Origin of the sequence: Thioalkalivibrio sp. ALgr3 (assembly GCF_000377325.1) — a bacterium.
Taxonomy (GTDB): domain Bacteria; phylum Pseudomonadota; class Gammaproteobacteria; order Ectothiorhodospirales; family Ectothiorhodospiraceae; genus Thioalkalivibrio.
In genome coordinates this window covers 26,557-46,677 of sequence record NZ_KB897991.1, presented here as the reverse complement: position 1 = coordinate 46,677, position 20,121 = coordinate 26,557, and the positions used below count along the sequence as shown (strand labels likewise).

Genomic DNA, 20,121 nt, shown 5'->3' with positions numbered 1-20,121 from the left:
CTGAGCCACAGTTCGGTTTTGCCCACATCGACCCCGATCCGCTGAGCCGTTACCGATGTTGCCATCGTTCACCTCCCGAGCTAGCGTAAAACCGTCTGTCGGGGCCTCACCGAACGCTGGCTTGCCATCGATCGTCGGTCCCGAGCCGATCGATTCCTTATCGGCGCTTCAGGTGAGGGGTGGGACGAAGTCTCCTACTGTCTGTGCCGCAGGCCAGATGCCGGCCTCGTCCCTCCACCCCGACAGACCCTTTCTAGGCCTGCCGGGGGTAAACATACAAGGCCGGCCCTCCGGCCGATCTCACGTCCGGGCTACCCCTGCGCCGGGTCGGCCAGGGGGCTGGCCTCCTGCCTTTTCAGGCGGTTCAGCCCGCCGCGGAAGGCCCGCGCGCGGAACCCGGCCCGCTGCATGCGTTCGGCGATCACCGCCGAATTGCTGCCGCGCTGGCAGTAGAGCACGTATTCGCGGTCGGCGGGCCAGTCGGCGAAGGCCTGCAGCAGGGTGTCGGCCGGGTGGTTCTCCGCCCCGGGCCAGTGCCAGCAACGGTAGGCCTCCGGTGGCTGGCAGTCGATCACCGTGGCCCCCTCGGGGATGCGGTCCACGAAAATCCCCTCGCCCTCGCCCTCGCCCGCGACCCCGTCCGGTCCGTCATCCGCCGCCAGCGGATCGCGCTCGCACACCGCGTCGATCGCCTGTTGCAGAACGGCCGGATCCAGCGCGGCCTCGGCGCGTTCAATGCGCGAGGTACGACTCTCGACCAGCGGGGGCTGCTCCGACAGCGCGCAGAACTCCGGCACCCGCTCGCACAGCTCGAAGGTGCCGATCGCCCGCGCGCGGTCGGTGATCTCCTGCTTGTCGAAACCGATCAGCGGGCGCAGCACCGGCAGCGTGGCGGCCGCGTCGATGGTCTGCAGATTGGACAGGGTCTGCGAGGACACCTGACTCAGGGCCTCGCCGGTGACCAGGGCCTCGGCCCCGCTGCGCGCCGCCACCGCCTCGGCCGCGCGGTACATCAGCCGCTTGAGCACGATCTGCCACATATCGCCGGGGACGCTGGCGCGCAGATCCTCCACCACCGCGTCGAAGTCAACCACGTACAGCCGCGGGCGGGTGCCGTGTGCCCAGTCCCCCGCCAGGCGTCGCGCGATCGCAGCTACCATCGCCTCGTGCGTGGGCCCGCCCAGGTTGCAGAACACGAAATCCGCCGTGGTGCCGCGCCGCATCATGTACCAGGCGGCCACCGCCGAATCGAAGCCGCCGGACAGCAGCACCAGGGTGCGCCCCTGCACCCCCAGCGGCAGTCCGCCGGCCCCGCGCCGCCGCTCGCTGAACAGCCAGGCCCGATCCTCCTGCAGATCGATGCGCACGGTCACGTCGGGCGCATCCAGGTTCACCTTCCCGGGGCCATTGAGGGCCGCGCCCGCCTCGCGCTCGATGCGGGTGGCCGACACGCGTTTGGTGCCCTGGCGCTTGCAGCGCACCGCGTAGGTCCGGCCGCGCACCACCTCGGTGAAATGCCGCCGCACGCCGTCGACAATGGCCTCCAGCTCCGGCTCGACCTCGGCCACCACCGGCGAAAAGGTGCTCAGGCCGAACACCCGCGGCAGGATCTCCAGCGCCCGCTCGCGCTCCGCCGTACGCAGCAGCAGGCGCCCCTGCGCGGTGGCCAGACGATGCGGAATATCCTCCAGTGCCTTGCGCAGGTTGCGCTGCAGGATGCGGGTGAAATGGCGCCGCGTGCCGGGCGCCTTCAGGTGGATCTCCGGCGCCTGGCGGAGAATGATCAGATCGGATTCGGCAGTCATTCGTTCGCGGGGTCTTCACCCGTCAGCAGTTCATCCGGCGCCGGCCGCAGATAGCTCTGCCGGCGCACCCAGTCCAGTTGCAGCGCATCCGCGCGCTCCCGCAGCCGGCGTACCACCGACATGCGGTCCCGGCGGCCCGCGCCGAAGTCCTCGATGGCGGCCTGCAGGGCCGCGCGTTCGTCCGCGGGCAGATATTCGCGGAAATGCCCCAGCAGGTGCTGCAGCACGTTCACGTGCGCGCCGCGCGTGGTCCCGCGCGCCAGCGCCCGGGCAAACATCGCTGCATATTCGGCCGCCAGCTCCGCGCGCGGACGCGTCCCGGCGGCCGCCACCAGGCGACCCAGGTGGTCGTAGTCCGGCCGTCCGTGGGCCAGCAGCAGCATCTTCTCGCGCGCATGGAAGGCCGACAGGTCACCGGCAGTCCACTCCGTGGCCAGGCGTTCGCGCAGCCGCGCCAGGGCGAACAGCCGGATCACGAACGCCTCGCGCGCCGTTGCATCGTGCAGCGCGGTCTCGTCCACCAGCAGCCGCGACGGGGCAGCCGTTTCCAGCGCGGCTGCGAACAGCCCCGGACGCGGCTCGCGCTGGCCGTTGACCGGCACCGCGCGCCCGCAACTGGGCGAACGTGCCTTCAGCAGATACCCGTCCGGCCCGTCCGCATCTTCCAGCTCCGGCAGCCGCCGGTCGATCCAGGCCTGCAGCACCGGCGCATGGTCCTGCCCGCTCTCGCGGCCGCGCAGACGCAGCCGTTCGCCGGGGCCGCGCTCCAGCTGCATCGGCTCGCGTGGCGTGCCCAGACCGGCCTCGGCCTCCGGACACAGGGCCACGAGCTCCACATGCGGGAGCAGCACCTGCGTCAGCCAGTCGTCGCGGCGGTGACCGCCATCGTAGCGCACCCGCTCGCCCAGCAAGCAGCGCGAGACCCCCAGACGGGGTCGTGGCGGGACAGTGTCGGGATCGTTCATCGTTGCGCGCCGTGGCCTTCCACCGGCCCCGGTTCTCGGTACTTCGGAGCGCACATGGTAGGCGCCCCGGAAGGTCAAAGGAAATGGAAACCTCCGGGAAAGTGCGTCCGCAAGGTCCGGCCGGGCTCTGGTGGACCTCTTCGCACGGTGACCCGTCGCTACAAGGACGGCGCCGGGGTACGCCCCGCCTTGCGGGCGTACATCTCGCGATCGGCGCGCCCCAGCAGCGTATCCGGATCACCGTCTCCCGGGCCGCAGGCCCAGCCCAGGGTCATCGCGGGCGTCACCTCGCCTGCGGCCAGCTGCGCCGGCCGGCTCACCGCGGCCTTCAGCCGCTCGCCGGCCGTCTCCGACGCCCCCTCGCCCGCCAGCAGCACGGCGAATTCGTCGCCGCCCACCCGCGCCACGCACGCGGCCTCCGGAACCGCCTCCTGCAGCCGCCGGGCCACAACGCCCAGCAGCTCGTCCCCCGCGGCATGCCCCAGGCGGTCATTCACCGGCTTGAACTGGTCCAGATCGATGAAGGCCACCGAGAACGTTTCGCCGGTCTCGCGGCCGCGCTCGATCGCGTCCTCCAGCTGTCGATAGAAGGCACGCCGGTTGGGCAGGCCGGTCAGGGCGTCGTGCGTGGCCTCGTGCTCCAGCCGACGGCCGGCCTCCTCCAGCCGGGAGGCCTGTTCCCGCAGGTCATGATGCATCGCCACCAGCGTCCGGCGGGTCACCAACGTCAGGGCCAGGGCAAACAGCACGCCGCCTCCCCCGAACACCAGCATGAACCGCTGCGTATTGGCCCCGACCTCGCGCGCACGTTCGGCCGCGGCCTCCATCTGCGCCCGTTCGTGGGCACGCAGTGCCTCGATCGATGCATCGAATTCGCGATCCAGGTCGAACAGGCGCTCACTGAGGATCGCCATCGCAGGCTCGATCTCGTCGCGCGATGCCAGGTCCACGACCTCGTCCTGCAGCTCCACGATCTCGGGGATCAGCGCATCCTGCTCCTCCAGCCGCTCGCGGGCCACCGGCTCGGTCACGCGCTCGTCCAGGGCCGCGCGGACCTCGCCGACGCGGTGACCCCAGCGGTGATACTCCATCAACAGATCGTCGCGCTCGAACGGATCATCCGTCAGCACCTGATTCACCATGGTCTGGTGCCGGTTGTAGGCCGCTTCGAGCAGATCGGACGCCAGCTGGATCCGCTGGGCCCGTTCCTCGGTCATGTGGTGGAGCTCGTCCAGCAGCCGCTGGTTCTGCCAGACGCTGTTGGCCACCACCACCAGCATCCCCGCCAGCAGGATCACGAACGCCAGGGTGATGGCATTCACCAGACGCCCGCCGATCCGCTTCACCCTTTGCGAAAACTGCATGCATCCCCCACGAACGACGCGCGAAATGCACTATGCGAACGCCATCACACCCCCGGCAACACAACCGCGCAAACCGGGCGGTATTGAGCCCTCCCCCGGCCGATGGCCGAAGCCACTGCTGACAGTCGCCCTACCAGCTCTGCCGGAAGGTAATCCCCGCCGCGTGGACGTCGTCGGAACTCGCGAATTCGCCGTGATAACCGACATCCACCCGACTTCCTTCGCCGAAACGGGCGCTCAGTCCCGCATTCACGTGGATCCGGTCACGACTGAGTTCCGGCCCCTCTATGGTGAACCGTTGCTCGGGTGCCCCGTCGAAAGCCGTGCGCATCTCGCTGGCCCGGTCACCGTGTTCCTGCAGCCAGGCCACCTCGACGTTCGGCACCAGTTCCGCCCCGCCCGCGGTTTCGAAATGCTGGTCCAGATTCACGCCCAGCCGGGTCCGCAGCGAATGCTCGCGCTCGCTGTCCACCTGCAGGTTCGCCTGGCCGGCGCCGGATTCGGTGAACGACCCGCGGCTCTGCTGCTGATAATCCAGTCCGGCAAATGGCGCCACGCGGGTCCGCTCTCCGACGTCGAAGCCGCGCCCGAATTCCACGCCGGCCCCAACGCCAGTCGCGGAATAGGACGCCTCCGCGGTGTCACCGGTCAGGGCAACGTCGCGATCGGTTTCGGCGTCGTGGTAACTCGCACCAACATCACCGCGGACGTAATAACCGTTGCGTTCCCAGCCGCCGTAGACGGCCACCTGCCAGGAATCCACGTCGATATCGGCCGCCCCACTGTCCGCGGTTGTCCGGCTGAAGCCCAGGCCGAACCCCATGAAGCCGTGTTCCCCCAGGGAGGTGTCGGCCCCCAGCGCAATGCCTCCGAAACTGTAGTCCGAGCCGGCCGCACCGGAGGTGTCATCGATCTCCCCCTGACCGCCCTGGGCACGCACCCACCAGTGGCGATCCGATTCCGGCGTACTCGTTGCCGAAGCACCGGACGGCCTGCCCGTGGAGGCCCATTGCGTACCGGCCAGGTCGGACAGACTTGCCACCTCGCCGGCGGCCGGAGCGACTGTACCCCCCATGCGCCCCCGAAGCAGACCCCGGAAACGCTGGTCACTGCGCATGCCGACCTGCTGGGCATGGGTATGATCCGCACCGCTCAGAGAATCCAGACCGGCACGGGCACCGTGCGTATCCCGGACCAGCAGCGAATCCACCAGCGCGGAAACGCGTTCGTCGCCGGCCAGTTCATCGAGGGCCCCCGCGACGGCCCGCTGGTTGGCGGTTTCCGCCACGCTCTCGAACACCGCCACCCGCGACAGCGTCAGCTGCACCCCGGTATCGGAGTACGCCACCGAGGTATCCAGGAAGACGAAATCGTCGGAGACCTCGTCAAAGCTACCGTCCACGCCGCCTTCCGCCGCCAGCACGGTGTGGGTGATTTCGTCGCCCTCGAACAGACGGCCATCTCCGCCGTTTTCTTCGGTGACGTGGAGCCGCACCCCGTCCTCGATGGTCAGCTCCCCGCCGACGCCGGTATGGTCCGCCTCCGATCCGTCCTCGGAGACTTCCACCACATGGACGCTGTCCGATTCCAGCGTCATGTCGCCGGCCACCGCGAGCGCGCCCACCGAGTTGCCGGGCCGCACCTGCCCCCCGGACGCCACGTTCAGGTCGCCCACGGTGCCGGTGCCGGAGATCACCCCGCCGGCGTGCACGGTAACCGCCGAATCGGCCATGGAGCCGTTCACGCGCAGGTTGCCGCCATGCACGTCCGCATCGCCGCTCAGGTCGTGTTCGCCCTCGATGACGGTCATGCCGGTGCCCGCGTGCACCACGTCGAGGTCGCCGGAGAGCGTCACCGGGTCTCCTCCGGCGGTGCCGTCGGAGGTCAGGTGATAGTCCTCCTGACCGTGCGTGAGACTCAGGGTGGCGCCGTCTCCCATTCCTTCGATCCGTTCGGCCTCCACGACCCCGGCGGCGTCCGCGCCGCCGATCTCCAGGGTGGCGTCGCTGTCCGCTCCCGCACCCAGGGCCACGCCCGCACCGGCGCTGATCCGGCCGCCCTCGGCGACCTGAACGGTTCCTGTGGAATCCCGCCCCGCGGCGACCTCCAGCATGCCGTCCATCGCCCACTGCGAGCCCTTACCGGTGACCGCGGCCTGCCCTCCGGCATCGGCGAACCGGGCGACTGAACCACTCCCGGCCCGCACGTCGGCGCCATCCGCGATCGCCAGTTCGCCTTCACCAAATGTACCCGCGGTGAGGCGCCCGTCGACCTCCAGTTCGGTGCCGGCACCCGCCACCTTCGCGCTGCCTTCGGCCGAGTCCGCGTACCCGATGTCCAGTGCCCCGGCGCCGAGCCGCGCACCCCGTTCGACTTCGACCCGGCCCTGCCCGCCGTCACCGACGATCAGATCGTCCGCGATATCGACGCGGGTGCCGTCGCCACTGGCGTGCATGCGCCCGCTGCCGGTCCCGGCGGCCCCGATGTAGGCGAACTCACTGGCCAGCTCGCCTCCGGACCGAAGCTCCAGTTCTCCCTCACCGGCGGCACCGACCCGCAGGCCGCCAGCGCTCTCCCAGCGTGAGCCGGCACCTTGCACACGGGCATGACCGGCAGCGTTCTCGAATTCACCCAGGGTGGCGCCGCCATCCCGCACGGTCGCGCCGTCCTCCACGCCAAGGCGGGCCGTGCCACCTTCGATGCCCACTCGGGTTTCCGCACCCGCGTGTTCGATGGACCCGCCGTCGAGCAGCAGTTCCCCGGCCTCGACATCGGTACCGCCGGCATGATCGGCATCCCCCGAGAACAGCAGGGTCCCCTCTTCGGTCTTGGTGAGCGCGCCGGAGCCCGTGATATCCGTCCGGATCTCGGCATGGCTGGCGAGCACGCGGATCTCGCCTTCGTCGGATGTCTCGAGCTCGCCGTCACCCCGCAAGCGATAGCCACTGTCAACGAACTGCATGCCCTCGAAGGCCTGCGTGCCCTCGACCTCGACGGTGCCGCCGCGATAGGGGTCGGCGTCCTTGAACACCGCGTGCTGCCCGCCCCAGGCGACAGCGATCTCGCCGTCCTCGTTTACCCAGTCAGCGCCATCTGCGCTCCAGACGCCGTCGCCACCCTGCCAGTGCTGCAGGCTGTCATCGCCTTCAAGACCGATGAACAGGTCCAGCCGGTCATCGCCGTACTGCAGCTCGTGCAGGACATCCTCTTCCAGTTCCGGCAGGTCGCCGACAGCCAGGCCGCGGTCATCCAGGTCTCCCTCCCAGGTCATCAGGCGGTAGTAACCGAGCCCGGGATCCCCGGCATCCGGGGCCTCGCTGGCGCGCAGATCCAGGGTGCCATCCAGCGTGAGGTCGCCAGCGACCTCCACGCGGCCGCTCACGCCGTCGGCGGGGTTTTCTTCGCCCGGTTCTCCCAGCGCCACATCCAGCGTGGCGCCCGGGTCCAGTGCCAGATCGCCGTCGATCCGCAGTGCCCCGGCCCCGGTCGAAAGGTCCATTACGCCACCATCCTCGACGCGGGTCGCACCGACCGTGCCGTCGCCGGCCAACGTGGCGTTGTCGGTGACCGTGGTGGCGGAGCGCCCCAGATCCCCATCGACCCGCAGCACGCCGGACTCCACGCGGGTCTCGCCTTCCAGCGCCTGAGCCCCGTCGACCGCGAGCGTGCCCTCACCACGCTGGACGAGATCGCCCTCGCCCTCGAGTGCGCCGCCGAACACGACCGTATCGGCGCGATCGAACGCGAGCGTGCCGTCATTGTGCACCTCGCCATCGAGCATCCCGGCCTCACCGCCGTCCCCCACCTGCAGGGTGGCGCCTTCGATGAGGGTCTCTCCGGGGGCCACGTCGCCGGTCAGCACCACGGTCCCGTCGCCAGCATGCACCAGGTCGCCATCGCCGGTCACGTCCCCGTCCAGGGACGCGTTGTCACTACGGTCCATCCGCAGGGTGCCCGGCTGCAGCAGTTCCACGTCGCCGGCCAGCCGGCCCTCGGTTCCGCCATCGCCCACCTGCAGGACACCGGATTCGACCCGGGTGCCGCCGGTGTGCGTGGCCTCGCCGGTCAGGACGGCCGTACCGCCTTCGGTCTTGTACAGCTCGCCATCACCGGTGATGTCCACCGCGATCTCGGCGCGGTCCGCCAGCACCCGCAGTTCACCGTCCTCGTCGGCATCGGGGGCGATGGCCCCCGACCCTTCCAGACGGTAATCCTCGTCGACAAACTGCAGCCCCCGGAACGACTGGGTGCCCTCGACCTCAACAGTCCCGCCTTGATAATCCCCTTCGTCCCGGAACACGCCATGGTTGCCGGCCCAGGCAACGGCGACCTCGCCGCCATCGTTCATCCACTGCTCGGAGGCATCGCTCCAGGTCCCGTCACCACCCTGCCAGTGCTGCAGGGTGTCATCGCCGGCGACCACCACGTGCATGTCCAGATACCCGCCTTCCGGGTTCAGCAGGAAGAGGGCCCCCTCGTCCAGTTCCGGGCTCTCGCCGATCTCCAGTTCGTTGTCGGTGAGCGAGCCATCCCAGGTCATCAGCCGGTAATACCCGAACCCGGCGTCGCCATCGTCCCCATCCTCGCTCTGACGCAGGTCCAGCACCCCGTCCAGAGTGAGGTCGCCAGTCACCTCGATGCGGTCGCTGGTACCGGCATCCGGCTCATCCTCGCCGGGTGCGCCCAGGGCGAAATCGAGCCGCGAATCGGGCGAAAGCAGCAAATCGCCGTCCACGGTCAGGCTGCCGACCGAATTGCCCGGATCCAGACGACCCCCATCTTCCACGGTGGTATCCCCCAGGGTTCCGCGCCCGGCCAGCGTGCCCCCGTCCAGCACGCGCGCCGAGGCCGCACTCAGATCCGCATCCGCCACCAGGGTGCCGGACTCCACCCGGGTCTCGCCGGTGTAGTCCTGCTCCGAGTCCAGGATCAGCGTGCCCTCGCCACGCTGGACCAGGTCACCACCCCCCGAGACGTCCGCCTCGACCGTGTACTCGTCGGCGCGGTTGAAGGCCAGCACGGCGTCGTTCTCGACCCGTCCCTCGATGGATCCGGATTCATCCCCTGCGCCGACCTGCAGGGTGCCATCCTCAATGATCGAGTCTGCGCCCAGTGCATAATCCCCGGAAAACACCGTGGTGCCTTCCCCGGTATGGCGCAGCTCCACCTCGCGGGACAGAGCGACTTCGGTTCCGTCGTCCTCCCCGGTATCGGTGAAGTGATAAGGCGCTTGCGCGTGATCGAACTCGAGGATCCCGTGGCCGTCGCCGACTTCGAACGTCTCGTCCACCTTCAGGATGCCGGCCCTCTCGCCGTCCCCGAGAACGAGATGCCCTTCTGCTCCGGGATACCGGCCCAGAAACAACCTTGTCGCGGCCAGTTCCGCGCCGTCCGATACTTCCAGCCGGGCCGTGCCCCTGCTGCCCACCGCTACGGTGTTCAGGTCCGCATCCCCGCGGTCGATTCGGGTCCCTTCTCCGGTGATACGACCTTCAGCACTCCCGCCTTCCCTCTGGGCCAGATAAAGCTGGTTACCACCGACGCGCCCGCCATCCCTGACCTCCAGAACCCCGTGCCCTTTCTTGCCAATCCCGACACGACCCAGGAATTCGGCATCCTCGCCGAGGACCTCCAGCGTCCCTTCGCCAGAATCAGAAGCCCCGAAGTTCGCGACGTCGTCCGTTTCAACCAGACCTTCCTCGACGGTAACCGTGCCGGCACCGGCATCTCCCACCGTCAATTCACCCCGGCTGATCCAGAGGCCTGCCTCAAGATGCACTTCACCTTCAGCACCCGCCTCTTCTCCGAGGGTTGCCGTTGCGGTATCCAGCTGACCTCCATCGGTCAGCACCAGTTCTCCGGTTCCTGCCCGCCCCAGGGTGAACCCACGCGCCACCGCCAAAGAGGAATCGTCGATTTCGACACGGCCGCTTCCCCCGCTGTCGCGGCCCGCAACCGCAGACTCGAGCTCGCCCTCGCTCCCGCCAGCCAGCTCCAGCTCACCTTCACCTTCACCACCGAGCAGCAGACCGTCCGAGACATCCAGGTGACCGCCCTCTGCAACCTGGAGGCGACCCGGTTCCCCCGGGTCTTCACCGACCTCGACCTCTTCGGCGTCCAGCTGTCCGCCAGCCCCCACGAAAAAGGTCCCTTCGTCCAGCACCCGGAGGGGCTCCGACTGCAGATCCATGCTCCCTTCTTCGACCCCGAGGGTTCCCCGGTGAACGTCAACCACCCCCGTCAGTTCATGGGTGTGCCCAGTCAGGAGGGTTTGCCCGGTCCCGTAATGGTTCAGTTCCAGTGCCCCTTCCAGTGCCGGCGCCTGTCCGTCGATGGTCCCGTCTTCGGTGAAATAGTAGTCCTCATCCCCGTGCTGGAAATGGATCAACGACTCGCCTTCTCTGGCCACGATGCCATCCTGGACATACACTTGGCCCGGGGCGTCTTCTCCGCTGCTTCCGATCTCCAGCAGGCCAACGCTCCCCGGCTCAGAGCCAAGCCCCAGCTCCCCGGTGACATCCAACTTGCCTCCGTCGATCACCCTCACGTTGCCGGTTACACCCAGACTTGACCCGAACTGGGACGATCCCCCCAAATCCAGATCGCCGATGTTCGTGAACCTTGATCCTTCACCAATGACTTCCACATAGCCCGAGGCCCCGCCATCGCCACCCACAAGGTTGGGAACACCAACGTCGGACTGGCTCGCCTGCACCACTCCTCCATCCTCAATGAACAGCTCCGCCGTGCTGTTCGAGTAGTAGCCGACGGACAAGCCACCATCAGGGTCATCCACCACCAGTTCACTGCCCTCGCCGGTGACCGTCACGCGGCCACGGACGCCGGCGTCACTGTCCGTCAGGTCGCTCCCGATACCCACATTCCTCGCGTCCAGAACCCCGCCGTTCCGGATGGTCAGCTCGGCAGTTTCCGGATCCGCCCCCACGCTAAGCCAGTCGACAGTCGCCTCTTCTCCGTCGATCACCGGCCAGGGATTGCCTCCATGCACGCCTTCCCGGGCAATCAGCACCGAGTCACCGCCCCCGGGGAGCGCACCCGTGGACTCCCCATCGTCGTCCCACCAGTTACCGGCGGCGAACCAGTCGGCACTGTCTTCGCCGGTCCATAACCAGTCCCACAACGCGTGAGCACTGGTCGGAAACAGCAACACAACGGCAAGCGCCCCTGTCAGAACGCCTCGAAAACGACCCGGAGCGCCCATGGACCGGGTTCGACGACCACACCCCTTGCGACGGCCGCGGGCAATCTCGGCGGCAACCTGCCAGGTTCCAAGAGCGCGATTGAAGACGAGGCGGAAGGTCTGGTTCATGGTGTCCGTTCTCCGTTGGAGTTCCGTTTTTTCGCCCGCCAAACGAATGCGGCCCGGGCGTTCTCATGAACGCGTCAAACTGCCCGCGGGCCGCGAGCGCTGCCTAGGAACAATCCGGAACAGAATGTATACTTCTTTGGAAACAGTACTTTGGATGGATCCAGAGATGCCCGGACCCCGCAACACCCCGCAGACATGAACCCGGCCCGCGCGCGTCGCGGCCCGCCGGAAGCGGCGGTGACAGTGGTCTTCGCGCTGGTGCTCGCCCTGCTGTTCGGGCTTTCGGCCCCGACGGCGGACGCCGGCACACCGCCCCTCGACCTCGGGGAGGACGTACACTCCCTGGACAGCCCCTGGGAGTTCTTCTGGCAGAAGTTTCCGGAACCGGGCGCGGAGGACGAACCGGACGCCCGCATGGAGCTGCCCGGGAGCTGGACCGGGCTGGCCATCGACGGAACCGCCCTTCCCGCTGCCGGCCATGGCGGCTTTCGTCTGCGCGTGGCACTGGAAGACCCGCCCGCACGAGTGGTGCTGCGCGTGCCCATGGTGTATTCGGCCTACCGCCTGTACGTGGATGGCGAACGGGTGGCGCAGGTGGGCGAACCCGGGAGCTCGGCCGACGAGAGCCGCCCGGACTACGGCGAGCGGCGCGTGGTCATCGACAACCCCGGCGAGGAGCTGGAGCTGCTGTTTCATGTCAGCAACTTCACCTCGCGCGCAGCGGGCTTCCCGCACCCTCTCGAGCTGGCCACGCCCGAAGTGATGGAGCACAACGTCGCGCGTGACCTGATCGGCAATGCCGCCCTCTCGGGCGGCCTGGTCCTCCTCGGGCTGTCCCAGCTGGTGCTGTTCCGTCTGCGCCAGAACGAGACCATGTACCTGTTCTTCGGCTTCATGATCGTCGCCTGGGGAATGCAGACCGCGCTGACAGGGCAGCTGCTGGTGCATATGGGCTGGCACGTGCCGATCGAGATCGCGCGTCCGCTGGACGGCCTGACCGCCCTGACGGCCGCGGCCTTCTATCTCCTGTTCCTGTCGTCGCTGTTCCCGCGTGAACTGCCCATGCGCTACACGCGCTGGGTGCTGGCCCCGCTGATCATCTATCTGGCCATCACCCTCCTGGGCACGGAAATGACCCGCAGCGAAGCCGTGGGCTGGCTTCTCTATTTCCTCACCGGAATGCTGGCGCTGGCCCTGGCGTTCGTGGCACGGGCCTGGTGGCGGGGAGTGCCGGACGCGGGTCCCATCCTGCTCGGCTCCGCAGTCGTTGCCGGCAGTGCGATCCTGCAGATCCTGTGGTTCAACGAGATGGGAGTACGCAACGCGGTCGCCAATACCGGCGTCCTGGCTGCGGTGGCACTGCACGCCATCACCCTCTCGCGCCGCTACGCGCGGGCCTTCGAACGCAGCCAGCGGCTGGAATCCGAGCTGCGTCGCGCGAACCGCCTCAAGGATGACTTCCTGGCCAGCACCTCCCACGAGCTGCGCACCCCGCTGCATGCCATGATCGGCATGGCCGAATCGCTCCCGCGCGAGGACCCGCGCCAGGCACGAGCACTGGACCTGATCCAGTCCAGCGGGCACCGCCTGAGCCGGCTGGTGGATGACATTCTTTCGTTCACACGCCTGAAACACGGGGACCTGCACATCCGGCCCGAGGCGATCGCGCCGGCCCCGCTTCTGCACACGGCCGCAGAATCCGTGCGCCCCCTGCTCGGTGACCGGCCGGTGGCACTGGAAACCGAGATCGAGACGGATCTTCCGGCGGTACGGGCCGACGCCGACCGCCTGCATCAGGTGCTGTTCAACCTGCTGGGCAACGCAGTGAAATACACCGATGCGGGCCGCATCGTCCTGCGGGCGCGCCGCGAGGGTGAAACCGTCTGTGTGGAAGTCGAAGACACCGGAAGCGGGATCGCCGAACTGGATCCCGAACGTCTCCAGGAACCCTACGAACAGGGCCACGAATCCGCGGATGCCGGACGCGGCGGGGTCGGTCTCGGACTCGCCATCAGCCGGCAGATCCTGGAGCGCCACGGTGCCCGCCTGGAGCTCTCCGGCGGAGCGGACGGCGGGACCCGGGCCCGTTTCTGCCTCGAGATCGCTCGCGCGTCCGTCCCCTCTGCCGGCCCGACGTCGACCACCCCGGCGCAGCCCACCGGCCCGGAACCGGCCGGGGAATCCACGGCAACCCGGCCCGGTGCAACCACCGGGGCGCACATCCTGATTGTTGAAGACGAAGACAGCGCCGCGCGCGTCCTGGAAACCCAGCTGGGACTGGAGGGTTACCGCACGAGCCGGGCCAGTTCCGGCGAACAGGCACTGGAATGCATCGCCCGCGAGGCCCCGCAGCTCGTTCTGCTGGACGTAATGATGCCGGACATGAGCGGCCTGACCGTCTGCCGCAGACTGCGCGAGGAACACGACCCGGCCTCGCTGCCGATCATCCTCGTCACCGCGCGAACGCGTGAACACGACATCGTCGAAGGGCTGCAGGCCGGAGCCAACGACTACCTGCCCAAGCCGTTCTACCGTCAGGAACTGCTGGCCCGGGTGCAGTCCCAGTTGCAGGTCCACGAGAACGAACAGATGCGCTGGGCCCTGGAAGAAAAGGAGGCACACCAGCCGGACGGTGACGAAGAAGACCTGCGCACGCAGCTAGCGACCCTGCTGACCCGGAGCCTGCGCGACTGGGAGCTGGAAACCGGCCTCACCCGGGCCGATCTGGCCGAAGAGAGCGGCCTGTGGACCGTGACCCTGGATGACACCACGCGCAAGACCCGCACGCTGGACCGTTACTGCGATCCGGAGACGCTTCCGAGGCGCCCGCGCTGGGGCCTGGTGATCCGGACCGCGCGTTTCGTGGCCGCCCGAGTCGAAGACACGGAACGCAAGCGGGACCTGCTGGCACGTGCGCAACGCATCGAGCAACGGCTCGCCTGAAACCCGATCCCGCGTACCCGGGTATTCCACTACACTGCACGCAGGTGCGGAAGGGGACAGCCATGAGCGATGAGCCGGGCGAGACGCCGGAACGGGACAGCGAGGGCTACGAGCTGTGGTATATCCGGTGCGACGGCGAGGTGCACGGGCCGTTTCCGGCGCATCTGATCCGGCGCTACCTGATCCTCGGACGGCTCACTCCGGACTATGAAGTCGGGCCGACGCCGCACCTGTGGTACCCGCTGCGCGAGGTGCCCGGGCTGATCCCCGAGGAACTGCTGCATGCCGACACCCCGGAGGGGCTGGAACGGCTGCAGCAGGCCCGACTGCGCGAGGACGAGCGCCTGCGCGAACGCCGCGCCCCGGACGAAGACACCCCGCCGGAACTCCTTGAACGTCGTCAGGGCGAGCGGCGCCGGCCCGAATCGCCCGAGACCGTGACCCATCGTCAGCAGTGGGCGGAACTGCTGACCCTCCCGGCACGGCACGTCCCCGCGATCCTCCGCGGGCCTCGCCGCTGGATCACGCTGGGGGTGACGCTGCTCGTGGCGATCCTGCTGCTGTGGCTGCTGCGCGAGCCGCCACCGGGGACCCCCGCCCGCGACTGCTCGGCCCCGCCCGCTCCGGAGGTCAACTGGAACCGCTGCGAGATGCCGGTGGCCGACCTGCGCGAGGCGGATCTGACGCGGGCCAGCCTGCGCGAGGCCCGACTGCCCGGTGCCCGCCTGCAGGGGGCCCGACTGGACGGGGCTGTAATGGAATTCGCCGACCTGACCCACGCAAGCCTCGCCGACGCACGCCTGACGGACGCTCGGCTGCGGGGGGCCACCCTGCGCGGCGCGGAGCTGGCCGGTGCGGACTTCTCGAGCGCCGACCTGCGCCACGTGGACTTTCGCGAAGCCAACCCGCAGGACGCCGAACTGAACGGGGCCCGCCTGGGCCGTGCGCTGTGGCCGGACGGCTCGCGCTGTCCGCCCGAAGCCGTCGGCACCTGCGAGTGATGCGCGCCGGGCAGCCCCGTGTCAGGCAGGTTTTTCGAGGGCGTTGCGGATGTCGGGGATGCCCTTGACCCAGTAGAGCAGCGCCACGCAGCCGGCGAAGAAGGCGATCGCGCCCCAGTCGAACAGCTCCTTGTAGCGCACGGTGTCGGTCGCCAGCAGCAGGGTCATCATGGCCAGGTAGGCCAGCGCGAAGGCGAGGTGGATCAACATGTCGCGGTAACCGCCGCGGGCCACCCAGTACCAGACCAGCACGGTCAGGTGCCACAGCGCCAGGAACAGGAACAGGAAGGGCAGCATGGTGGCGCCCAGCTCCACGCTGATGGTGGCCTCGCGCCCGCCCAGCGAGGTCAGGTGACCGATCAGCAGGATGGCGTACAGCCAGGCCACCAGCGTGACCTCGACCAGATCCAGCAGGAACAGGACCACGATGCGGCGCGGGCTGAGCCCGGCCAGGCGGGCGCCGTTGTCGGGATTGCAGAAATAGGCCGAATAAGCGACGAACTTGTAGGCGGTGAAGACCGTAACCAGTGCTGTCAGCACGATGCGCTTCCAGAATTCCGGGTCCCGGATGGTGGACGGGTGATCCGTCAGGAACTGCACGTATTCGACCGAAACCACCAGCAGCCCCAGCGCGATGACCGCCAGGATCAGATCGCTGATCTTCTCGGAAAGGCGGTTATAGAAGGTATTGGTATTCATCGCGGCTTCTCGTCCCTGTGCATGCGGTGGCTCGACGGATCTCCCCTGCGTTTGAGGGGCGACGGCGGGAGGGGCGCAGTTTAGGCTGTTCGCCACATCCCTTCCACTGGAGGCAGCATGCAGCCGACGCAACCGAACACCCGCACCCGGACCACCCTGCTTACGGGTCTGGCGGCCGGTGCCGCCCTCGCGCTGGCCGGCGGACAGGCCCTCGCCGGCGAGGTGGTGATGAGCGGCACGATCGATGGCGACGAACGGACCTGGGAGCGTTTCGACACGGATGACGGAGGACCGGCCTTCTTCACCGACCTGCCGGCGGGGGCCCGCCTGTTCAACCTGCACGGGCTGCGCGACGGCAGCACGCCCAACCCCCTGGGTTCACTGATCGTCAGCGTAACGACCTTCAACGACAACGTGGGCAGGGTGGAGGTCAGCTATTATCACGAACAGGCCGGCGGCCCCGATTTCGTGGGCAACGACCAGCTCGAGAATGTGGAGTACGAGTTCGACCGCCTGGAGGTCGACGGGGACACCGCCCGCATCAGCGGCCGGGTTTCGGGCGAGTTGCACCACCGGGAGAATCCGCTGAGCGAGGAGACGGATCCGTCGCGCACGCGCTCGGTGGAGGTGGAGTTCGACACCACCCTGCCCGAACAGGAGTAGGGCCGGGAAAAAGGAACCGGCGCCCGCCCCCTTTTCGCCTGCAAGCAGGCTCCCACAGTCGAACAAAGCGGGGCGGGCTCCCGTTTTACGGCACTCGGCTTACATCAGATCGAAGCGATCGGCGTTCATCACCTTGTTCCAGGCATCGACGAAGTCCCAGACGAACTTCTCCGCCGCGTCGTCCTGAGCATAGGCCTCGGCCAGGGCCCGCAGCTGCGAGTTGGAGCCGAACACCAGGTCCACGCGGGTCCCGGTCCACTTCACCTCGCCGGTGGCGCGGTCACGTCCCTCGAAGCGGTCGGACTCCTCGCCCACGGGCTGCCACTCGATGCCCATGTCGACCAGGTTCACGAAGAAGTCGTTGGTCAGCTGCCCGGGACGATCGGTCAGCACGCCATCCTTCGAGCCCCCGTGGTTGGCATCCAGTGCCCGCATGCCGCCCACCAGCACCGTCATCTCGGGGGCCGTCAGGCCCAGCAGCTGGGCGCGGTCCAGCAGCATCTCCTCTTCGGCCACGGTGAAGCGCGCCCGGCGGTAGTTGCGGAAACCGTCGGCTTCGGGCTTCATCGGCTCGAAGGACTCGGCGTCGGTCTGCTCCTCGGTCGCATCCGTGCGTCCGGGGACGAACGGCACGTACACCGGGTGCCCGGCATCCGCCGCGGCCTTCTCGATGCCGGCCGCCCCGCCCAGCACGATCATGTCGGCCAGGGAAATGCGCTTGTCCCCGTACTGCTCGTCGTTGAAGGACTTGCGCACGCCCTCCAGCCGATCCAGCACCTTCGCCAGCTGCTGCGGCTCGAACGCCTCCCAGTCCTTCTGCGGCGCCAGGCGGATGCGGGCGCCGTTGGCCCCGCCACGCTTGTCCGACTGACGGAAGGTGCAGGCCGAGTTCCACGCCGTGGCCACCAGCTCCTGCACCGTCAGCCCGGTCGCGAGGATCCCGGCCTTCAGCCGTTCGGCGTCCTGCTCGTCGATCAGCACGTGATCCACCGGCGGCACCGGGTCCTGCCAGATCAGGTCCTCGGCGGGGACTTCCGGCCCGAGGTAGCGATCCTTCGGCCCCATGTCACGGTGCGTCAGCTTGAACCAGGCGCGGGCGAAGGCGTCCGCGAACTCCTCCGGGTTCTCCTTGAAGTGCAGGGCGATCCTGCGGTACTCGGGATCCTCGCGCATCGCCATGTCGGCGGTGGTCATCATGATGCCCACCTTCTGCGACGGGTCCTCCGCGTCCGGGGCGTGATCCTCGTCGGCGAGGTTTTTCGGCACCCACTGCGAGGCCCCGGCCGGGCTCTTCGACAGCTCCCAGTCGTACTTGAACAGCATCTCCAGGTAGCTCATGTCCCACTGCCGCGGGGTCGGGGTCCAGGCACCCTCCAGCCCGCTGGTGATGGTGTCGCGGCCCTTGCCGGAACCATAGCTGCTCTTCCAGCCCAGACCCATCTCCTCCAGCGGCGCGGCCTCCGGCTCCGGCCCCACGTGGGCGGCATCCCCCGCGCCATGCACCTTGCCAAAGGTGTGCCCGCCGGCGGTCAGGGCCACCGTCTCGTAGTCGTTCATCGCCATGCGCTCGAAGGTCTCGCGGATGTCGTGCGCCGACTTGAGCGGATCGGGGTTGCCGTCCGGACCCTCGGGGTTCACGTAGATCAGGCCCATCTGTACCGCGGCCAGCGGGTTCTCGAGTTCACGTTCGCCGGAATAGCGGCTCTTCGCGTGATCGCTGGTCGCCAGCCACTCGTCCTCGGCACCCCAGTAGATGTCCTCTTCCGGCGCCCAGATGTCCTCGCGCCCGCCGCCGAAGCCGAAGGTCTCGAAGCCCATGGACTCCAGCGCCACGTTGCCGGCCAGGATGTACAGGTCGGCCCAGGAGATCTTGTTGCCGTATTTCTGCTTGATCGGCCACAGCAGACGCCGCGCCTTGTCGAGGTTGGCGTTGTCCGGCCAGCTGTTGATGGGGGCGAACCGCTGGTTGCCCGTGGACGCCCCGCCCCGGCCGTCGGCGGTGCGATAGGTCCCGGCGGCGTGCCAGGCCATGCGGATCAGCAACGGGCCGTAATGGCCGTAGTCGGCCGGCCACCAGTCCTGCGAGTCGGTCATCAGATCGGCCAGATCCTGTTTGACCGCCTTCAGGTCCAGCTGGCTGAACGCCTCGGCGTAGTCAAACTCCGGCCCCAGCGGGTCGGACTCGATCCCGTGCTGGTGCAGGATGCCCAGATTCAGCTGGTGGGGCCACCAGTCACGCGGGCCACCGCCGCCGGCATCGTTGCGGGTACGGCTTCCGTGCATCACCGGGCACTTGCCTTCGGCGTTCGCTTTGTCTCCTGCCATCTCTCTCTCCTTCTTGCGTTGTATTCGTGGACACGCACGCAAGCGATCTCGTTCGATCCATGCGTATCCCTGTCCTGAGGTATAGCAGGAGCAGCCATAAAAGCCATTATCGACTTCACATGGCCTTGATAGAGGTCACCTATTGGGGATCAGAGCCGGGCCCGGGCCCGCTGCACCAGACCGGCCGGATCGCGCAGGCCGGGCACCACCTTTGCATGCCCGTCGGCATCCACCACCGTGACCTTGCCGAAGCCCAGGCGCCGACCCAGCCAGTGCTGCTTCACGCCGATGTCGCCGACTCTCTTGAGATCGAAACGCACCGCGCGCTGCCACAGGAGCCCGCTCGCCACGTGGAGGTAACGATCGGTCAGCACCGCCTCGGAATTGACGAAACTGGCCAGCCCCCGAATCGCCAGCCCCGGCAGGACCACCAGGTAGAGCACCGCGGCCGCGCCCAGTCCCCACACCCCGAGCGGGCCGATGGCCAGCAGCGCCGTGAGCCCCAGCACCCCCAGCGCCGGCAGGAACACCGCCCAGTGGGCGTTGGTCTCCAGCTCCACATGCGCCCCGGGCTCCAGCTCTTCGCGCAGTTCGATGGAACGCCGCCCCAGGATCACCAGCAGGCTGATCAGCACCGCCGGCGGCAACAGCAGGATGCCCGCCACCAGCAGCATGTTGCCGACGCGCGCCCCGGACCAGGCCACACCCGCCACCAGGGTGATGACCGCGGAGAGCATCAGCGCCACCGCCAGCATCCACAGGGCGCGGCGCACGCGCTCGCCACGACAGACCTCGCGGGCCGAACGCCCGCCCGGCCACCAGCGGATCAGCGCCGCCGCCAGTGTCAGCGGCAGCAGCACCACGAACGCCGCCACGAACCCGAGTGAACTCCCGCCACGCACCAGCATGGCCCCCAGCAGCGAGATCACCGTTGCCACCGCCAGGATCAGCGGCATCTGCCGCCCCAGTCGTGCCCAGAAACCCTGCGCCATCACGCCCTCTTGCGGTTATCCGTATCCGGAAAAG

10 protein-coding genes and 1 pseudogene are annotated in these 20,121 nt (G+C 68.4%); 3 read left to right on the top strand and 8 right to left on the bottom strand.

The window, feature by feature from the left end:
• Window positions 1–311: 311 nt before the first annotated feature.
• The 5 genes and pseudogenes from thiI to C998_RS15390 form a co-directional block, all read right to left on the bottom strand.
• Window positions 312–1,805, bottom strand: a complete 1,494-nt coding sequence (gene thiI / locus C998_RS0111885) for a tRNA uracil 4-sulfurtransferase ThiI (protein WP_018871093.1) — start codon at window positions 1,803–1,805, stop codon at window positions 312–314.
• Entirely contained in the window at window positions 1,802–2,770 is a 969-nt protein-coding gene (locus C998_RS0111880) for a DUF523 and DUF1722 domain-containing protein (RefSeq protein WP_026279605.1), read from the bottom strand. Before C998_RS0111880 ends, thiI begins: the two co-directional genes overlap by 4 nt.
• Before the next feature lie 158 nt (window positions 2,771–2,928).
• The gene (locus C998_RS0111875) at window positions 2,929–4,134 is read right to left on the bottom strand and encodes a diguanylate cyclase domain-containing protein (protein ID WP_026279604.1); all 1,206 of its coding nucleotides are present in this window, start codon (window positions 4,132–4,134) and stop codon (window positions 2,929–2,931) included.
• Between the two features lie 130 nt (window positions 4,135–4,264).
• Window positions 4,265–11,305 (bottom strand): autotransporter outer membrane beta-barrel domain-containing protein, encoded by a 7,041-nt coding sequence (locus C998_RS0111870; protein ID WP_231364994.1) that lies wholly within the window; start codon window positions 11,303–11,305, stop codon window positions 4,265–4,267.
• Window positions 11,306–11,344: 39 nt separating this feature from the next.
• Window positions 11,345–11,464 (bottom strand): annotated as a pseudogene (locus C998_RS15390) (ESPR-type extended signal peptide-containing protein); the annotation flags it as partial.
• 195 nt (window positions 11,465–11,659) lie between these two features.
• On the opposite strand from C998_RS15390, the gene C998_RS0111860 reads away from it, so the two are divergent.
• Together C998_RS0111860 and C998_RS0111855 are read left to right on the top strand one after the other, a co-directional pair.
• The gene (locus tag C998_RS0111860) at window positions 11,660–14,407 is read left to right on the top strand and encodes a response regulator (protein WP_018871088.1); all 2,748 of its coding nucleotides are present in this window, start codon (window positions 11,660–11,662) and stop codon (window positions 14,405–14,407) included.
• A gap of 62 nt (window positions 14,408–14,469) precedes the next feature.
• Window positions 14,470–15,408 (top strand): pentapeptide repeat-containing protein, encoded by a 939-nt coding sequence (locus C998_RS0111855; protein WP_018871087.1) that lies wholly within the window; start codon window positions 14,470–14,472, stop codon window positions 15,406–15,408.
• Between the two features lie 21 nt (window positions 15,409–15,429).
• On the opposite strand, the gene C998_RS0111850 is transcribed toward C998_RS0111855, so the two are convergent.
• On the bottom strand, window positions 15,430–16,107 hold the full coding sequence (locus C998_RS0111850; RefSeq protein WP_018871086.1) for a hypothetical protein: 678 nt from the start codon (window positions 16,105–16,107) through the stop codon (window positions 15,430–15,432).
• 117 nt (window positions 16,108–16,224) lie between these two features.
• Here C998_RS0111850 and C998_RS0111845 point away from each other — a divergent pair, with 117 nt between their 5' ends.
• Window positions 16,225–16,770, top strand: a complete 546-nt coding sequence (locus C998_RS0111845) for a hypothetical protein (RefSeq protein WP_018871085.1) — start codon at window positions 16,225–16,227, stop codon at window positions 16,768–16,770.
• Window positions 16,771–16,869: 99 nt separating this feature from the next.
• On the opposite strand, the gene katG is transcribed toward C998_RS0111845, so the two are convergent.
• Together katG and C998_RS0111835 are read right to left on the bottom strand one after the other, a co-directional pair.
• Window positions 16,870–19,095 (bottom strand): catalase/peroxidase HPI, encoded by a 2,226-nt coding sequence (katG, locus tag C998_RS0111840; protein WP_018871084.1) that lies wholly within the window; start codon window positions 19,093–19,095, stop codon window positions 16,870–16,872.
• A gap of 149 nt (window positions 19,096–19,244) precedes the next feature.
• The gene (locus tag C998_RS0111835; protein ID WP_018871083.1) at window positions 19,245–20,087 is read right to left on the bottom strand and encodes a PH domain-containing protein; all 843 of its coding nucleotides are present in this window, start codon (window positions 20,085–20,087) and stop codon (window positions 19,245–19,247) included.
• Between the last annotated feature and the right edge of the window lie 34 nt (window positions 20,088–20,121).